The organism is Streptomyces sp. GESEQ-35, assembly GCF_017948485.1.
GTDB lineage: Bacteria > Actinomycetota > Actinomycetes > Streptomycetales > Streptomycetaceae > Streptomyces.
The window spans coordinates 20,170-37,137 of record NZ_JAFFSX010000032.1; the positions used below are offsets into that span (position 1 = coordinate 20,170).

Below are 16,968 nucleotides of genomic sequence, written 5' to 3' on the forward strand. Positions count from 1 at the left end.
AAAACCTCTCACGATGTGATGGTCGTGCGTCTTCCCCGAGGCCTCAAGCGCCTCCCGTACCGGCAGATACTCATGCTGGTCCCGCTCGCGCTCGTGCTGTGGGTCGCCGTGCGCCACTGGTCCGTGCTCGTAGAGGGCTTCGGACACCTACGTCACGCCGACTGGCCGTGGCTGCTGGCCGCCGCCGCGGCCACCTGCGGCACCTGGGTCGCCGCGTCGGCCGCCCGGCAGGGCGCGCTCGTCGAGCGGCTGCCTGTACGGCGGCTGATCGTCACGCAGTTCGCGGCGGGTGCCGCCAACCACCTGCTGCCGACCGGCCTCGGGGCCAGCGCGGTCAATCTGCGGTTCATGGCGGTGTGCGGAGTTCCGCTGGCCCGCTCCTCGGCCGCGGTCGCCCTCTATCTCCTGGCGGAGTCGATCGCCCGCGTGGGCCTGCTGGCGGCGCTGCTGCTCGCCTTCCCGCACGCGCTGCGGGTCGGCTCGCTCCTCCCGGAGGGCGCGCTGGGCCCGCTGTTGATCGGCATCGGCGTGGTGGCCGCCGTGGCGGTGCTGGTCCTGCTGGTCGTACGGAAGCTGCGCACCTTCGTCTTCACCTTCCTGCGAACCGCGCTGGGCGAGGCCCGCGCCGTGCACACCCGGCCCTGGCGCGCGCTCGCCCTGTGGGGCGGCTCGTTCGCCTTCCCCGCCCTCCAGGCGGCCGGACTGGTCGCGGTGGGAATGGCGTTGGGTCTTTCGGTGCCGCCCGCGCACATGGTGGTCGCGTATCTCGCGGCGACCGTCGCGGTCGCGCTGATACCGACGCCCGGCGGTATCGGTTCCGTCGAGGCGGCACTGATCGTCGCCCTGGTCGCGGCGGGCGGACCCGTCGCCGTGGCCACGGCCGTGGTGCTCGCCTACCGGATCATCACCGTCTGGGTGCCGATCCTGCCGGGCGCGTTGACGCTGGGCGCGCTGGTACGGATGAAGGTCATCTGAGACACCGAAGACGTACTGTGGCTCCCCTCGAACGACTACGAGGTGGGCCATGTCCGTCCGGATCGAACGTCAGGGATACGTCACCACAGTCGTCCTCTCCCGCCCCGAGGCCCGCAACGCCGTCGACGGCCCGACCGCGGCAGATCTCGCCGCCGTCTTCCGCGAGTTCGACGCCGACGACGAGGCCCGGGTGGCGGTGCTGTGGGGCGAGGGCGGCACGTTCTGCGCGGGCGCCGATCTGAAGGCGCTCGGTACCGAACGCGGCAACGCGGTCACGGAGGACGGCGACGGCCCGATGGGTCCGACCCGGCTGCGGCTGTCCAAGCCGGTGATCGCGGCCGTGGCGGGACACGCCGTCGCCGGCGGCCTGGAGCTGGCGCTGTGGTGCGACCTGCGGGTGGCCGAAGAGGACGCCGTCTTCGGGGTGTTCTGCCGTCGCTGGGGCGTGCCTCTCATCGACGGCGGAACGGTACGTCTGCCCCGGCTGATCGGCACGAGCCGCGCCCTGGACATGATCCTCACGGGACGGCCGGTACCGGCGCGGGAGGCGTACGACATGGGGCTCGCGAACCGTGTCGTGCCCACCGGCACCGCCCGCGCCGCCGCCGAGGAACTGGCCGCCGCCGTCGCCGGGTTCCCGCAGGCCTGTCTGCGCGCCGACCGCGCCTCCGTGCTGGAGCAGGAGGGGCTGGACGAGCCGGCGGCGATGCGCGGTGAGCTCCGGCACGGCATGGGTGTGCTGGCGGAGAGCCTGGAGGGAGCGGCGCGGTTCGCTTCCGGTGCCGGACGGCACGGCTCGTTCACAGAACTCTGAGGCGTACCGGCCCGCCCTTCGGGTCGATCCGGTGCGTCCAGCGTGCCGTCAGGGGTAGCGGGCGGTTCGGGAGGACCGAGCCCTGACGCGCGCGGTGCAGGAGCCGGCCGTCCTGAAAGACGTGCAGCGTGGGGTGGTTGAGCGGAACCTGCGCGCGCAGCACGTACGGGAGGTGGTCGGCCGGGGTGACGCGGTTCGGTGCGATCCAGCGCAGGGGCGGGTCGACCACCAGGGGGACGCCTTCGGACCACTCCTCCCCCGCGAGCCACGCCTGGACGGCACCGGCCACATGCGCACCCTCGCGGGCCGCCGTACCCGCGCTCTCCACGGCGTGCAGCACACTGCCGACGGCGAACACGCCCGGACGTGCCGTGCGCAGCGCCCCGTCGACGCCGGGCCCGCGCGTGCCGGGATCGAGCGGCACTCCACCGCGCCGCGCCAGTTCGTGGTTGGGCACGAAGTCGCCGGTGAACACGACCGTGTCGCACGACAGCACGGCGGTACGGCCGTCGCGGTGGCGCACCCGGACACCCGACAGCCGCCCGTGGCCGAGGAGTTCGGTGACCGTGGTGTCGGTGAGCAGCGGAATGCCGCGTCGAAGCCGGGCGTCCATGGCCCGGGTGGGTGCCGTCTGGGCGCGCGGCAGCTCCGTGACCATGGCGACGACGTCGGCTCCCGTGGCTCGTACGGTGTCGGCGGCGGCGTACGAGACGTCCTCCGCGCCGATCACGACGGCCCGGTTCCCGATGCGCTGCCGGAACAGGTGTACGGCCTGCTGGAGTTCGCCCGTGGTGTACACGCCGGCGGGGCGCGTGCCGGGGACCAGACGTGCGCTGCGCGGGCGTTCGCGGGCGCCGGTGGCCAGGACGACCGCCCGTGCGGTGATCGTCTCCGGGCCCAACGGGCCGACCGCGGTGAGCGTGAGCGGGCCGGCCCAGTCGAGGGCGGTCACTCCGGTCCGTACGACGGCTCCGGCCGCTGTCGCCGCTTCGCCGAGCAGACGGGCGTACGCCGGTCCGGTCAGCGGGTGCAGCCAGGTGCCGAAGCCGCCGTGCGCGCAGTGCCGGGGCACACCTCCCGTCTGCTGCTCGCGCTCCAGCACCTCGACGCGGCTGGCGCCGGCGACGGCGAGCCGGGCGGCTGCCGCGAGGCCGGCGGGGCCCGCGCCGACGACCAGGATGTCGACCCGGCGCTCGGACGTCATGCCCCGGCCCCCTCGAACAGCGCCCGTACGGCCGCACCGCAGTAGAAGCCCTGGCAGCGGCCCGCTCTCGCCCGGGTCCGGCGACGCAGTCCGTCCACGTTGCGGGGCGGGATCGTACTGGCGAGGGCGTCGCGGATCTCACCGCGGGAGACGCGCTCGCAGTGGCAGACGAGGGTGCCGTACTCCGGGTCGGCGGCGATGAGTTCGGGCCGCTGGTGCGGGCGCGGGAACGCCTCACCGAGGTTCGGCATGCGCACCGGCTCCAACTCCCGTGCCGGGCCCGGGTCGAGGCCGAGGTCGGTGAGCAGCCCGGTGACATGGGCGGCGATGGCGAGCGAGGCGGTGAGGCCGGTGGAGCGGATGCCGCCGACGGTGACCGCGGCCTGCCCGGGGTGGGCGCTGATGCGGTAGTCGTCGTGCTCGGTGGCGGCGCGCAGCCCGGCGTAGACGGCGGTGACCTCCTCGTCGAGCAGCTCGGGCAGGATGCGGCGGCCCTTGTCGCGCAGGAGTGTGAGCCCGTCCTCGGTCGAGTGCGTGGCCCGTTTGTCGTCGAGGTCCTCGGCGGTGGGGCCGAGCAGCACATTGCCGTACACCGTGGGGGCGACCAGCACGCCCTTGCCCAGTGCCGTGGGGACGGGCAGCAGGATGTGGCTCACCAGACCGCGGGCGAACTTGTCGAAGACGATGAGCTGGCCGCGGCGCGGGGTGACCGTGAAGTCGTCGTGGCCGAGCCGTCGGTCGAGTGTGTCGGCGTGGAGCCCTGCCGCGTTGACCAGCCACCGGGCCCGCAGCGTGCCCCGGCCGGTGCCGAGGACATGAATCTCGTCCTGCCGGCTCACCTCCTCCACACGGCAGTTGAGGTGCAGGTCGGCTCCGTGCCGGACAACCTGGGTGGCGTAGGCGAGCGTCGTCGTCCAGGAGCAGATGATGCTCTCGCCGGGCACGTGCAGCGCGCCGAGCGCGCCGGGGCCGAGGTGCGGCTCGCGCTCTTGGAGTTCTGCCGGGCCGAGGATGCGGGTGTCGTGGTAGTCGTTGCGCTCGGCCTTCTCCACGAGCCGGGGCAGCGCGGCGAGCTGCTCCTGGTCCCAGGCGACGAGCAGCGCGCCGACCGTCTCGACGGGGATGCCGGACTCGGCGGCGTACGCGGCGAGTCGCCGGGAGCCCTCACGCACGAGCCGGGCTTCGAGCGAGCCGGGCACCGCGTCGAACCCGGTGTGCAAAATCGCCGTGTTGGCCTTCGAGGTGGCATCGCCTACGTCGTCCCGCGCCTCGACGAGGGCGACGCGGAGGCCGGGGTGACGGGCGAGTTCACGCGCGATCGCACAGCCGACGACACCGGCGCCGACGATCGCGACGTCATAGGTGAGCGAGGGCAGAGGCCCGTCGACCGTGACGCCGGGGGACGCCGAAGGCAGCACGCCGTCGACCGTGACGCCGCCGGACACCCAAGGCAACACATCGTCGACCGCCACGCCACGGGACGCCCAAGACCGCACGTCGTCGACCGCCACTCCATGCGTCGCCGAGAGTGGCCGAGCGTCGACCGGCTCCTCATACGCCTCTGAAGTCGGCCCCGTCATGCGGGCGCCCGGTCGAGCAGTGCGGTGACTTCTCGGCGGAACCGGGAGAGGCGTGCGGTCGCCTCGTCCGCGTTGATCCGTGGCTCGTACACGGCTGCCGGTTTCCAGTCGGGCAGGACCTCGGCGACCGTCAGCCCCGGTTCGGCGCCCAGTCGGGCCAGGGCGCCGACGCCGAGCGCGGTCGCGTCGGGCAGCGCGGACACCTCGACGGGGCGTTGCAGCAGGTCGGCCTGGGTCTGCATGAGGAGGGTGGAGCGGGTCAGGCCGCCGTCGACGCGCAGCACCGAGAGGGGCTCGCCCAGGTCGAGTGCGGCGGCTTCGGCGAGTTCCGAGACCTGCGCGGCGATCCCCTCGCACAGCGCCCGCACCAGGTGCCCGGCGGTGGTGTCGAGGCCGAGTCCGGTGAGCGAGCCGCGCAGGTCGCCACGCCACCAGGGGGCGGCCAGTCCGGCCAGCGCCGGGACGAAGGTGACGCCGCCGCTGTCGGACACCGAACCGCCGACGGGGTCGAGGTCCGCGGCGCCCTTGATGACGCCGAGGTCGGTGAGCCACCGTACGGCGGACGCGGCCGTGTACACCTGGCCGTCGAGGCAGTAGCTGGTGTGTCCGCCGAGCCGCCAGGCGACACAGCCGGCCAGCCCGGAGGTGCCGCGCCGGGGTGTGTCGCCGGTGTGGGCGAGCAGGAACGCGCCTGTTCCGTAGGTGCACTTGGCGCCGCCGGGCTCGGTGATGCGCTGGGCGAGCAGAGCGGCCTGCTGGTCGACGACGAGACCGGTGAGCGGGATGTCGTAGCCGAAGGCGGTGGTCGTACCCACCGGTCCCGCGACGTCGACGACCCCCGGGAGCCGTTCGCCCGACAGGCCGTAGAGGTCGAGGGCGCGCGGAGACCAGGCCGCACGGTCGAGGTCGAGCAACTGGGTGCGGCCCGCGGTCGCGGCGTCGGTGACGTACGCGCCGGTGAGGCGGTGCACCAGCCAGGCGTCGGAGGTGGTGACCACTCCCTCGGCGGTCAGGTGGCGCCGTATCCACGCCATCTTGGGCGCGGCGAAGTACGGGTCGAGCGGCAACCCCGTCAGCTCCCGCAACTCCTCGCCGTGGTCGGCGAGTTCGGCGCACACACTCTCGGCACGGCGGTCGTGCCAGACGAGCGCGTCGGTCAGCGGCCGGCCCGTGTCCGGGTCCCAGGCGAGCACGGTCTCGCCCTGGTTGGCGAGGCCCAGCGCGACGACCGGTTCCCGTGCCTCGGCCAGGGCGCGGCCCCCGGCCTCGACGACGGAGGCGTACAGCTCGCCCGGGTCGACCTCGACGAGCCCGCCGGGCAGCTGGCGGGGCCGTACGGCGGCGAAACCGGTGCCGATGACGCCGCGTTCGGGGCAGATCACCAGGGCCTTGGTGCCGGACGTGCCCTGGTCGACGGCGAGCACCGCACTTGTCATCGGACCTCTCCCGTCGGCGCCCCTGGGCGATCACCGTGCGCCAGCCTGCCGCCGCGCCGCACACCCCGTCAAGCAGGGCCGGGTCACGGCCAATCGGCGCGGTACGCAAAGGAGTTCGAAAGGATCAGGAAACCGCCGGGTGATGCGGAAGCTCCGCCTCTATAGTGACCGCCGACCGCGCGACTCCTCAACTGCCGCCCAGAGGAGGGCTGTTGTTAGTCCACCGTGCCGTCCCGACCTGCCCCGATCCAGGGGCGGGCGGCTGATGGCCAGAGAAGAGACCCGCCCCGCCTACGATCCCGCCGGCCATGACTCCGCACTGCGCGCCACCCTCCAGGAGCTGCGCACCGGCCGCTGGATGTCGATGCGCGGTCTCCTCCTGGACACCACGGAGTGGTGGCAGTGGACGCAGCGCACCCAGGTCCTCGCCACCGCGGCGGCCGGCACCGACGTGGTGCGGGCCTGGCTGTCCGAGGAACCGCACAGCGTCCCGGCCGCCGTGATGCACGCCCGGGTCACCGTGGAACGCACCCTGCGGGCACACCGGGAAGATCATCCCCGTACGCACGAGCTGTGGCAGGAGGCCTGGCGGGCGTGCGAGACGGCGGCACACAGCGCACCGCAGGACCCGGTCCCCTGGGTGTGCCTGCTGGCGCTGGCCCAGCTGGACCGGGACCAGCGCTGGTCCGAGCACCGGTGGGGACCGCCCGAGCCGATGCTGCCCCCGGGCCCCTGGGGGCTGCTCGCGGAGGCAGACAAACGCGACCCGTACAACCGTGAGGCCCACCACCGGATGCTCCAGTTCCTCTACGGGCGCGGCGCGTCCGGGCGGCTGGCGGAGGCGTCCGGGTACGCGCACTGGGCCTCGGATTCGGCGCCACCGGGCTCCGCGCTGCACGTCCTGCCCCTGTATGTGCGGGTGGAGCGCTACCGCCGCTCGGGCGGGCGGGACGCCGCGCTCGATCTGCACTGGGTGGCGGAGGACGCCACGCGCGAGGCGCGCCGGGCGTTCGGCTCCTGGCTGGAGCTCACCCGTCCCGTCGAACGCTCCCTGCTGGACCTCAACCACCTCGCCCACGCGCTGTGGGGCGCCCTCCAGTTCCCGGAGGCCGCCCGGGTGTTCGACGCGCTGGGACCGTACTGGACGCCCCTCCCCTGGTCCTACCGCACCCTCGATCCGGGCGACCGTACCCAGGCGGTGGAGGTCTTCCTCCAGGCGCGCACCCGCAGCCGGTCGGCCGCGGACCACTTACGCCCACACCCCTGACCCCGTCCCTCTCCCGGAGGTAAGTTCCGCATGTCCCGCACCCCCGCCCGGCCCGGCGTCCCGCCCCATGACGAGGAACAGCGCCTGCGCGAACTCGGCTACCGCCCGGTGCTCGCCCGCCGTATGGGCGGCTTCGGCAACTTCGCCATCAGCTTCTCGGTGATCTCGATCCTGTCCGGCTGCATGACCCTGTACGGCTTCGGCATGGGCGCCGGCGGTCCCGCCGTGATGCTGTGGGGCTGGGCCGGAGTGGGCCTGTTCGTGCTGTGCGTGGGCCTCGCGCTGGCCGAGGTCACCAGCGCCTATCCCACGTCCGGCGCCCTCTACTACATGGCCGACCGGCTCGGCGGCCGCCGCTGGGGCTGGTACACGGGCTGGCTGAATCTGCTCGGTCTGCTCGGCGCGATCGCCGGCATCGACTACGGGGCCGCCCTGTTCACCGGCGCCTTCATGAACCTCCAGTGGGGCTTCGAGCCTACGCCGGAGAAGACGTTCCTGATCTTCATGGTGATCCTGCTGCTGCACGCCACGCTGAACCTGTTCGGCGTCCGGCTGGTCAGCGTCCTCAACTCGATCAGCGTGTGGTGGCACCTGGCGGGCGTCGCCGTCATCGTCGGCGCACTGGCGATCGTCCCCGACCACCACCAGTCGCCGTCCTTCGTGTTCACCGAGTTCGTCAACGACACCGGCTGGTCCAACCCCGTCTACGTGGCCGCGATCGGCCTGCTGCTCGCCCAGTACACCTTCTCCGGCTACGACGCCTCGGCCCACCTCTCCGAGGAGACCTCCAACGCCTCGGTGTCGGCGTCCCGCGGCATCGTGCGGTCCATCTGGGTGTCCTGGGCAGCGGGCTTCGTACTGCTCGCCGGACTCACCTTCGCCATCCAGGACTACGACGCCACCCGTGCCAGCGAGACCGGGGTGCCGCCCGCGCAGATCCTGCTCGACGGCCTCGGCACGGACGGCGCCAGCGCGCTGCTGCTCGTGGTGATCGTCGCCCAGCTGTTCTGCGGCAACGCCGAAGTGGCCGCGACCAGCCGCATGGTGTTCGCGTTCAGCCGCGACCGGGCCCTGCCGGGCTCCCACCTCTGGCGCAAGGTCAGCAGCCGCACCCAGACACCGGTCGCCGCCGTCTGGCTGTCGGTGGTGGTCGCCTGCGTCCTCGCCCTGCCGTCCCTGTACTCGACGACGGCGTACGGCGCGGTCACCGCCATCAACGTCATCGGCATCACACCCGCGTACGCGATACCCGTGTTCCTGCGCCTGCGGGCGGGCGACCGTTTCCAGCCGGGGCCCTGGAACCTGGGCCGGTGGAGCAAGCCGATCGGCTGGATCGCGGTGGGGTGGGTGGCCTGCGTCACGGTGCTCTTCTGCCTGCCCCAGTCGTCTCCCGTGACGGTCGACACAATGAACTACGCCTCGGTTGCCCTGGCCGTCGTACTCGTCCTCGCCACAGTGTGGTGGTTCGTGGCCCGCCGTTCGTACGGGACGCCCACCACAGCGGCCTACGGCGACGACCGGGAACAGGCCGAACTCGCCGAGGGAATCGTCTGAGCTGCGCGATCCGGGCATCGGTCCAGGTACGAACTCCTGTGCCCGATACGGCAGGATGAGCGGTCGCGCCGGTCCGCGAAGCGGCTGTCCGGCGCGAGGCGCACATCACGGAAGCGAGCAGGTGACAAGGTGACGAGACTTCACATCCGGCCGTCGGCGAGGGTTCTCCCCGCGGATCTTCTCCCCGGAGGTGACCGGTGAACCGCGAACTCACCATGCACGACCTGGTGATCGCCGGAATCGCCCTGGCCGTGGGCCTGCTGGCGGCGTTCCTGCTGCGCATGCTGCTGCGCTGGGTGGGCAAGCACGCGGACCGCACCCGCTGGACGGGCGACGAGGTCATCGTCGCCGCGCTGCGGACCGTGGTGCCCTGGGCCGCGACAGTGGCCGGCGCGGCAGCCGCGGGCGCGGCGCTGCCGCTCACCAGGACGGTTCACCACAACGTCAACCAGGGCCTGACCGTCCTGCTCATCCTCGTCGTGACGATCGCTGCGGCCCGGATGATCGCCGGTCTGATCCGCACGGTCACCCAGTCCCGTTCCGGGGTCGCCGGGTCCGCGACGATCTTCGTCAACATCACCCGGGTCGTGGTCCTGGCGATCGGCTGCCTGGTGGTGCTTCAGACGCTGGGCATCTCCATAGCCCCGCTGCTCACCGCCCTCGGTGTCGGTGGTCTCGCGGTCGCCCTTGCTCTTCAGGACACCCTCGCCAACCTCTTCGCGGGCATCCACATCCTCGCCTCGAAGACCGTCCAGCCCGGCGACTACATCCGGCTGAGCAGCGGCGAGGAAGGCTATGTCACCGACATCAACTGGCGGCAGACCACCGTCCGCAACCTCTCCAACAACCTGGTCATCATCCCCAACGGCCAGCTGGCGGGGACGAACATGACCAACTACAACCGCCCCGAACAGGACCTCACCATCCTGCTCCAGGCGGGCGTCGCCTACGACAGTGACCTGGAGCACGTGGAGCGGGTCACCATGGAGGTGATCGCCGAGGTGATGACCGAGATCACCGGCGCCATGCCGGACCATGAGCCGGCGGTGCGCTTCCACACCTTCGGCGACTCGCGGATCGGCTTCACGATCATCCTGGGCGTCGGCGAGTTCAGCGACCAGTTCCGCATCAAGCACGAGTTCATCAAGCGCCTGCACAGGCGCTACCGCGAGGAAGGCATCCGCATCCCCTCCCCGGTCCGCACGGTGGCACTTCAGCAGGGCTCGGTGTCGATTCCGGAGCAGCGCGGGGCGGAGATCGAGGTCGAGCCGGGCAAGGTCCCCTCCACCCGGCTCGACTGATTCCCTACAGGGTGGCCGAGTTGTCGTGGTGCCCGTCCGTCCGGCTCTCCGGCTGCCGCAGTGCCGAGCTCGGCGGGGTCACGGTCCAGTCCGGGTGGCCGGGCATCCGCGGGGTCTTCGTGCCGTAGAGCCAGTCCCGCAGGAAGCCGGACAGGTCGCGGCCCGAGACCTCCGAGGCGACGGCGATGTAGTCGTCCGTGGACGCCGAGGAGTTGCGGAAGCGGTCCAGGAAGGCTCGCTCCACGGCGTTGAACACCGTCTCGCCGATCTCGTTGCGCAGGGCGTAGAGCACGAGGACGCCGCCGAGGTAGCGCTGGCTGTCGAAGAGGTTCACCGCGTTCGGGGCCGCGACCGGGCCCGAGTCACGGCGCCACTGGTCGCCCCGCGCGTAGGTGTTCTTCATCCGGGCCTCCATCGTGGTCAAGCCGATGGAGTCCGGCCAGCCGCGCTCGTAGCGGTAGAGCAGCCCGTAGAAGTCGGCGTGGCCCTCGTTGATCCACAGGTCCGCCCAGGTGGCCGGTGAGACCAGGTTGCCGAAGTAGGAGTGGACCAGCTCGTGCATCATGTGCGAGCCGATCTTGGACTCCTCCTGGAGGAGGTAGTTCGGCTTGTACAGGGTGAGGGTCTGGGTCTCCAGGCCGGTGAAGTCGAAGGCGTTCGGGTCGTCGGAGTTGCAGGGCAGCAGGCCGTACGTCTCGAACGGGTACGCCCCGAGCCGCTGCTCGATCCAGCTCACCAGGTTCGGCGTGAGGGCGAGCGCCGGCTCCAGGGCGGTGGCGCGGGCGGTCGGTACGACGTCCCGGAGCGGGAGTCCGTGCGGGCCGGGCCGGTCCTTGACCACGTAGTCGCCGACCGTGATCTGCACGATCTCGGTGGCGATCGGCTCCCTGGAGCGGTAGGTGTACGCGGTCCGGCCGTCGGCGAGGTTCTCGGTGCTCACGAGGCGACCGCTCGCGACGCCGCGCAGGCCCGCCGGGACGGTGATACGGAAGGTGAAGTCCGCCTTGCCCATCGGGTGGTCGTTGCACGGGAAGACGGTGTGCGCCGAGTTCGGCTGGGGGCACACCGCGAAGCCGTCCGGGGTGGGGACCCAGGCGGTGTGCGCGAGGGTGCGGCGCGGGTCCGCCGTGTACGTCACGACGACGGTGACCTTCTTGCCCGCGGGCAGGCACCGGGCGGGCGTGATCCGCAGCTTCTCGTCGGCCTGCTCAAACACGGCCGCGCGGCCGGCCACCGTGACGGTGTGTATGTCCAGGCCGAGGGCGTCCAGGGAGAAGCGGGTCAACTCCTGGGTGGTGGTGATCTTCAGGGTGGCCGTGGCGTCGACGAGCTTGGTCGTGGCGTCGTACGCGAGGTCGAGGTGGTAGGCCGATACGCGGTAGCCGTCGCTGCCGAGGCTCGGGTAGACGGGATCCCCCAGGGTCTCCGGGCCGGGGGTGCCGTTCTGGGTGGCGGTCGCCTTGGCCGCGTGCGCCGGGGAGCCCACGGACAGTGCAGCGGCGGTGCCGATCAGGGCAGCCGGGGCCGTCACTCTGGTGCGATATCTCATGGTCCGCTTTCGCTCGGGCGGCCGGGTGGTCAGGTCCGGCCGTCGGATGAAGTGGGATCAAGGTGCATGACCACAAGATCAGACGCTTGAGATCTCTCAGAAGATGCACAGGATTCGCGAAACCGTGCGAGGACCCCTGTCGAGCCCGGGTCGATCAGGAGATATCTTGATGTCGAGCAATGTTGCAGACGTGGAGCGGAGCACCCGGTGACTGACTCGACCATCATCTATACGCACACTGACGAGGCCCCGGCCCTGGCAACGTATTCCTTCCTGCCGGTGGTCCGGGCGTACGCCTCGCAGGCGGGTGTCGCCGTGGAGACGCGGGACATCTCGCTGGCGGGCCGCATCATCGCGGTGTTCCCGGAGTACCTCACCGAGGACCAGCGCATCCCGGACGCCCTGCACGAACTGGGCGAGCTGGCCAAGACGCCCGAGGCCAACATCATCAAGCTGCCGAACGTCTCGGCGTCCATCCCGCAGCTCAAGGCCGCGGTCGCCGAACTACAGGGCCAGGGCTACGCACTGCCGGCCTACCCGGACGACCCGAAGACCGACGAGGAGCGGGAGATCCAGGCCCGCTACGACAAGATCAAGGGCTCCGCGGTCAACCCGGTCCTGCGTGAGGGCAACTCCGACCGCCGCGCCCCCGCCTCGGTCAAGAACTACGCCAAGACCCACCCGCACCGCATGGGCGCCTGGAGCTCCGACTCCAAGACGAACGTGGCGACGATGGGCGTGGACGACTTCCGGTCCACCGAGAAGTCCGTCGTGATCTCCGAGGCCGGGTCGCTCCGAATCGAGCTCAAGGGCGACGACGGCTCCACCACGGTCCTGCGGGAGTCCGTACCGGTCCTCGCCGGCGAGGTCGTCGACGCCTCCGTGATGCGCGTCGCCGCGCTGCGCGAGTTCCTGACCGCGCAGGTCGCCAGGGCCAAGGCGGAGGGCGTGCTGTTCTCCGTGCACCTCAAGGCGACGATGATGAAGGTCTCCGACCCGATCGTCTTCGGCCACGTGGTGCGCGCCTTCTTCCCGAAGACGTTCGCGCAGTACGGAGACAAGCTCGCCGCCGCCGGTCTGACCCCGAACGACGGTCTGGGCGGCATCTACAAGGGCCTGGAGGGCCTGCCCGAGGGCGCCGCGATCAAGGCCTCCTTCGACGCCGAGCTCGCCGAGGGCCCGGAGCTGGCGATGGTCGACTCCGACAAGGGCATCACCAACCTGCATGTCCCCTCCGACGTGATCGTCGACGCCTCCATGCCGGCCATGATCCGCACCTCCGGCCACATGTGGGGCCCGGACGGCCAGGAGGCCGACACCCTGGCGGTGCTGCCGGACTCCTCGTACTCCGGCGTCTACCAGGCCGTGCTCGACGACTGCCGCGCCAACGGCGCCTACGACCCGTCGACCATGGGCTCGGTCCCGAACGTCGGCCTCATGGCGCAGAAGGCCGAGGAGTACGGCAGCCACGACAAGACGTTCGAGATCCAGACCACGGGCACCGTCCGCCTGGTCGACCAGAGCGGCGACGCCGTCCTGGAGCAGACCGTCTCCGCCGGTGACATCTTCCGCGCCTGCCAGACCAAGGACGCCCCGATCAAGGACTGGGTGAAGCTGGCCGTCACCCGCGCCCGCGCCACCGGCGACCCGGCGGTGTTCTGGCTGGACGAGACCCGCGCGCACGACGCCAACCTGATCGCCAAGGTCGAGGCCTACCTGCCGGAGCACGACACGGAGGGCCTGGACATCCGCGTCCTCGCGCCGGTCGACGCCACCAAGCTGTCGGTGGAGCGCATCCGCCGCGGTGAGAACACCATCTCGGTGACCGGCAACGTGCTGCGTGACTACCTCACCGACCTGTTCCCGATCCTGGAGCTGGGCACCAGCGCCAAGATGCTGTCTGTCGTGCCGCTGATGGCGGGCGGCGGTCTGTTCGAGACGGGCGCCGGCGGCTCCGCGCCGAAGCACGTCCAGCAGCTGGTCAAGGAGAACTACCTGCGCTGGGACTCCCTCGGTGAGTTCTTCGCGCTGGTGCCGTCCCTCGAGCAGTACGCCGAGTTCACCGGCAACGCCCGCGCCAAGGTCCTCGCCGACACCCTCGACCGCGCCACGGCGACCTTCCTCAACGAGGACAAGTCCCCGACCCGTCGCGTCGGTGGCATCGACAACCGCGGCAGCCACTTCTTCCTGTCCCTGTACTGGGCGCAGGAGCTGGCCCAGCAGACCGACGACGCGGAGCTGGCCAAGGCCTTCGCACCGCTCGCCGAGACGCTCGCCGCGAACGAGCAGAAGATCGTCGACGAGCTGATCGCCGTCCAGGGCAAGCCGGCCGACATCGGCGGCTACTACCAGCCCGACCCGGCGAAGGCCGCCGCGGTCATGCGCCCGTCCGCCACGTGGAACGAGACGCTCGCGTCGCTGAGCTGACGCGGGGGCCTCGCGGCCCGCTCGTGTGTTCCGCCCCGGCCGGCGTTGCCCGGCCGGGGCGGAGCCGCGTTTCATCGCCGGGCCGTGCGGGGTGCCCGGGGGTGGGTCACGCAGCCCGGCGCTTACGAGGTGCCGCCTGCGCCCACCCGTGCCGCCCCAGGCGGCACGCATGCCCGCAGCTGGGCAGAGCCAGCCCGCAGCCTGCCGGGTGGGCGCCGCGCCAGGCGCCACGCTTGCCCGCGTCTTGTGAGGAGTCTCCCGATGTCCCGCCACTCACCGCCCTCCTTCGAACTGCTGCCCGGCGCCGGAGACTCCCCGGCGATCCTCCATGTGCCGCACGGGGCGCGGGACATACCGCCTGACGTGCGCTCCGGCATCGTGCTGAACGACGAGGCACTGGAGCGGGAGCTCGACCACATCACCGACGCGCATACGGCTGAACTCGCCGACTCGGCGGCCGAGTTGTCCGCGGTCACCCCCTGGCGGTTCGTCAACCGGCTCTCCCGGCTGGTCGTCGACCCGGAGCGGTTTCCGGACGAGCGGGAGGAGATGCTCACCGTGGGGATGGGCGCGGTGTACACGGGGACCACGCACCGGGGCGTGCTGCGGCCCGCGGACACCGACCCCGAGCCCTTGATCGACCGCTGCTTCCGGCCGTACGCGAAGGCCATGACGGACGCGGTGGCGGATCGGCTCGCCGCGACCGGCCGGGCCGTGATCGTCGACGTGCACTCCTATCCCAGCGCCGCGCTGCCGTACGAACTGCACGGCGCGGGCCCACGGCCGCCGGTCTGTCTGGGCACCGACTCCTTTCACACCCCGCCCGGGCTGTTGGCGGCCGCGCGGGAGGCATTCGGGGAGACGGGGGTCGACAGCCCGTTCAGCGGTACGTATGTGCCGCTGGAGTTCTATCGGACCGAGCCGCGGGTGAGCGCCCTGATGGTGGAGATCCGCCGGGACACCTACATGACCGAGCCGGGCGGGCCCGCCGGGCTCGGACTGTCCCGGCTCGCCTCGGCGCTGGCCCGGCTGGTCGACGCCCTGCCGCGCTGACCTCCGGCTGGAGCACTCCCGCGCGACAGCCGGGCCGGGGGCGGTGAGGGTGGGGGCATGACCGAGGAGACCACCACGCTGACCGACCAGGCCCCACCGCCGGTACGGGACTGGCCCGCGCTCGACCTGGACGGAACGGAGTTCGACCCGTTTCTCGCGGACCTCATGCGCGAGGGCCCGCTGACCCGGATCCGGCTGCCGCACGGCGAGGGGTGGGCGTGGCTGGCCACCCGCTACGACGACGTGAAGATGATCACCAACGATCCGCGGTTCGGCCGCGCCGAGGTGACGCAACGTCAAGTGACCCGAATGGCACCGCACTTCAAGCCGAGACCTGGTTCGCTCGCCTTCGCCGACCAGCCCGACCACAACCGGCTGCGCAAGGCCGTCGCCGGTGCGTTCACCGTGGGCGCGATGAAGCGGCTGCGGCCCCGGGCGCAGGAGATGCTCGACGGCCTGGTGGACGGCGTCGTACGGGACGGACCTCCAGCGGACCTCATCGAGCGGGTACTCGAGCCCTTCCCGATCAACCTGGTCAGCGAGGTCATGGGCGTGCCCGCCGCCGACCGGGAGCAGGTGCACGCCTGGACGCGGCAGATCATCTCCACGTCCGGCGGCGCCGAGGCCGCCGAGCGTGCGAAGAACGGCATGTACACCTGGATCACGGAGACGATCCGCGGTGGTGGCAGCGGGGGCGACGACGTGTACTCCATGCTGGGCGCCGCTGTCGGGCGCGACGAGATCAGCGAGACGGAGGCGGTGGGCCTCGCCGGTCCACTCCAGATCGGCGGCGAGGCCGTCACCCACAACTGCGGCCAGATGCTGTACCTGCTGCTCACCCGGCCCGAGCTGATGGAGGGGGTGCGCAACCGGCCAGAGGTACGGGACGCCGCCCTGGACGAGTTGCTGCGCTACATCCCGCACCGCTCCTCGGTCGGCCTGGCCCGGATCGCCCTGGAGGACGTCGAACTGCGCGGGCAGCGCATCGTCACCGGCGACGCCGTCTACGTCTCCTATCTGGCCGCCAACCGTGACCCGGAGGTCTTCCCCGAGCCGGACCGGATCGACCTCGACCGTGCCCCCAACCCGCACATGGCCTTCGGCAACGGGTCGCACTACTGCACCGGTGCCGTCCTCGCCCGGCTACAGACGGAACTGCTCATCGGCACGCTGCTGGAACGGCTGCCGGGGCTGCGGCTCGCCGTCCCCGCCGACCAGGTCGTCTGGCGACGGAAGACGATGATCCGCGGGCCGCAGACCCTGCCGTGCGCATGGTGAGTCAGGCGACCCGAGGCACGTATGGCCCCGGGTGCGTCAGGCCCGCAGCCACTCCGTGACCACGACCTCCCCGCCGGTCCGCAGCCGCAGCGCGAACGGGCCGGCCGGAGGCGCGTCGGAGGTGAAGCGGCCCATGTCGTCGGCCGTGAGCGTGGTACGAGAGGCCAGCTGCGGTCCACCGAGCACCTCGATGCTCGCCGGCTGCGGCGGCAGCACCTGACCCAACAGACCGTGCCCGGACACCTCGACGTCGACGGTCACGTCCCCCGAGCGGAAGGTCAGCATCCGCGGCGCGTCCGTGACCCCTCTGACCGGGATCGCGTCGACCAGCGAGTCGAACGTCAGCTCGGCCAGCCGGGCGTCGAGGTCGCGCAGCGCATAGGCCTCGACGGCGACGCGCCGCAGTTCCGCCGGGACCGGGTCGAGGATGGCGGCGGCCTGACGGAGCTCGTCCAGCAGGCCGTCGGTCACGTCCTCGTCCCGCCCCTCGGTCCACACCTCGTCGGCGAAGAGCTCATCGTCGTTCATCT

At 71.6% G+C, this 16,968-nt stretch carries 13 protein-coding genes; 8 read left to right on the plus strand and 5 right to left on the minus strand.

The window, feature by feature from the left end:
- Positions 1-18: 18 nt before the first annotated feature.
- Positions 19-975, plus strand: a complete 957-nt coding sequence (locus KCH87_RS41225) for a lysylphosphatidylglycerol synthase transmembrane domain-containing protein (RefSeq protein WP_210593050.1) — start codon at positions 19-21, stop codon at positions 973-975.
- A 49-nt stretch (positions 976-1,024) separates the two neighbouring features.
- Complete coding sequence (locus tag KCH87_RS41230; RefSeq protein ID WP_210593051.1) at positions 1,025-1,789, plus strand: crotonase/enoyl-CoA hydratase family protein; 765 nt, start codon at positions 1,025-1,027, stop codon at positions 1,787-1,789.
- On the opposite strand, the gene KCH87_RS41235 is transcribed toward KCH87_RS41230, so the two are convergent.
- The 3 genes from KCH87_RS41235 to KCH87_RS41245 all read right to left on the minus strand — a co-directional run bounded on the left by KCH87_RS41235 (position 1,776) and on the right by KCH87_RS41245 (position 6,009).
- The gene (locus KCH87_RS41235; protein WP_210593052.1) at positions 1,776-2,993 is read right to left on the minus strand and encodes an NAD(P)/FAD-dependent oxidoreductase; all 1,218 of its coding nucleotides are present in this window, start codon (positions 2,991-2,993) and stop codon (positions 1,776-1,778) included. The genes KCH87_RS41230 and KCH87_RS41235 overlap by 14 nt on opposite strands.
- Positions 2,990-4,408 carry an FAD-dependent oxidoreductase gene (locus KCH87_RS41240; RefSeq protein ID WP_210593144.1) on the minus strand — a complete coding sequence of 473 codons (1,419 nt, stop codon included), beginning with the start codon at positions 4,406-4,408 and terminating at the stop codon, positions 2,990-2,992. The genes KCH87_RS41235 and KCH87_RS41240 overlap by 4 nt, the downstream gene beginning before the upstream one ends.
- 161 nt (positions 4,409-4,569) lie before the next feature.
- Positions 4,570-6,009, minus strand: a complete 1,440-nt coding sequence (locus KCH87_RS41245; protein ID WP_210593053.1) for an FGGY family carbohydrate kinase — start codon at positions 6,007-6,009, stop codon at positions 4,570-4,572.
- Between the two features lie 265 nt (positions 6,010-6,274).
- Here KCH87_RS41245 and KCH87_RS41250 point away from each other — a divergent pair, with 265 nt between their 5' ends.
- The 3 genes from KCH87_RS41250 (at position 6,275) to KCH87_RS41260 (ending at position 10,131) form a co-directional block, all read left to right on the plus strand.
- Positions 6,275-7,276 carry a hypothetical protein gene (locus KCH87_RS41250; RefSeq protein WP_210593054.1) on the plus strand — a complete coding sequence of 334 codons (1,002 nt, stop codon included), beginning with the start codon at positions 6,275-6,277 and terminating at the stop codon, positions 7,274-7,276.
- Positions 7,277-7,306: 30 nt separating this feature from the next.
- A complete protein-coding gene (locus KCH87_RS41255; protein WP_210593055.1) occupies positions 7,307-8,830 on the plus strand; it encodes an amino acid permease in 1,524 nt (507 codons plus the stop codon).
- Positions 8,831-9,027: 197 nt separating this feature from the next.
- Positions 9,028-10,131 carry a mechanosensitive ion channel family protein gene (locus KCH87_RS41260; protein WP_210593056.1) on the plus strand — a complete coding sequence of 368 codons (1,104 nt, stop codon included), beginning with the start codon at positions 9,028-9,030 and terminating at the stop codon, positions 10,129-10,131.
- Between the two features lie 4 nt (positions 10,132-10,135).
- Here the strand turns inward: KCH87_RS41260 and KCH87_RS41265 are convergent, their stop codons facing one another.
- Positions 10,136-11,680, minus strand: coding sequence for a M1 family metallopeptidase (locus tag KCH87_RS41265; RefSeq protein ID WP_210593057.1), 1,545 nt, complete (start codon positions 11,678-11,680; stop codon positions 10,136-10,138).
- Positions 11,681-11,887: 207 nt separating this feature from the next.
- Between KCH87_RS41265 and KCH87_RS41270 the strand changes: the two genes are divergently transcribed.
- The 3 genes from KCH87_RS41270 (at position 11,888) to KCH87_RS41280 (ending at position 16,438) form a co-directional block, all read left to right on the plus strand.
- Complete coding sequence (locus KCH87_RS41270) at positions 11,888-14,107, plus strand: NADP-dependent isocitrate dehydrogenase (protein WP_210593058.1); 2,220 nt, start codon at positions 11,888-11,890, stop codon at positions 14,105-14,107.
- Positions 14,108-14,368: 261 nt separating this feature from the next.
- Complete coding sequence (locus KCH87_RS41275; protein ID WP_210593059.1) at positions 14,369-15,160, plus strand: N-formylglutamate amidohydrolase; 792 nt, start codon at positions 14,369-14,371, stop codon at positions 15,158-15,160.
- Positions 15,161-15,217: 57 nt separating this feature from the next.
- Positions 15,218-16,438, plus strand: coding sequence for a cytochrome P450 (locus KCH87_RS41280; protein ID WP_210593060.1), 1,221 nt, complete (start codon positions 15,218-15,220; stop codon positions 16,436-16,438).
- A 36-nt stretch (positions 16,439-16,474) separates the two neighbouring features.
- On the opposite strand, the gene KCH87_RS41285 is transcribed toward KCH87_RS41280, so the two are convergent.
- A complete protein-coding gene (locus KCH87_RS41285; protein WP_247197579.1) occupies positions 16,475-16,966 on the minus strand; it encodes a hypothetical protein in 492 nt (163 codons plus the stop codon).
- Between the last annotated feature and the right edge of the window lie 2 nt (positions 16,967-16,968).

Bases quoted from the DNA above. Each gene is read 5' to 3' on its own strand.
- KCH87_RS41235 (WP_210593052.1), bottom strand. From the start codon at position 2,993: ATGACGTCCGAGCGCCGGGTCGACATCCTGGTCGTCGGCGCGGGCCCC.
- KCH87_RS41285 (WP_247197579.1), bottom strand. From the start codon at position 16,966: ATGAACGACGATGAGCTCTTCGCCGACGAGGTGTGGACCGAGGGGCGG.
- KCH87_RS41275 (WP_210593059.1), top strand. From the start codon at position 14,369: ATGTCCCGCCACTCACCGCCCTCCTTCGAACTGCTGCCCGGCGCCGGA.
- KCH87_RS41225 (WP_210593050.1), top strand. From the start codon at position 19: ATGGTCGTGCGTCTTCCCCGAGGCCTCAAGCGCCTCCCGTACCGGCAG.
- KCH87_RS41265 (WP_210593057.1), bottom strand. From the start codon at position 11,680: ATGAGATATCGCACCAGAGTGACGGCCCCGGCTGCCCTGATCGGCACC.
- KCH87_RS41255 (WP_210593055.1), top strand. From the start codon at position 7,307: ATGTCCCGCACCCCCGCCCGGCCCGGCGTCCCGCCCCATGACGAGGAA.
- KCH87_RS41245 (WP_210593053.1), bottom strand. From the start codon at position 6,009: ATGACAAGTGCGGTGCTCGCCGTCGACCAGGGCACGTCCGGCACCAAG.
- KCH87_RS41250 (WP_210593054.1), top strand. From the start codon at position 6,275: ATGGCCAGAGAAGAGACCCGCCCCGCCTACGATCCCGCCGGCCATGAC.
- KCH87_RS41280 (WP_210593060.1), top strand. From the start codon at position 15,218: ATGACCGAGGAGACCACCACGCTGACCGACCAGGCCCCACCGCCGGTA.
- KCH87_RS41230 (WP_210593051.1), top strand. From the start codon at position 1,025: ATGTCCGTCCGGATCGAACGTCAGGGATACGTCACCACAGTCGTCCTC.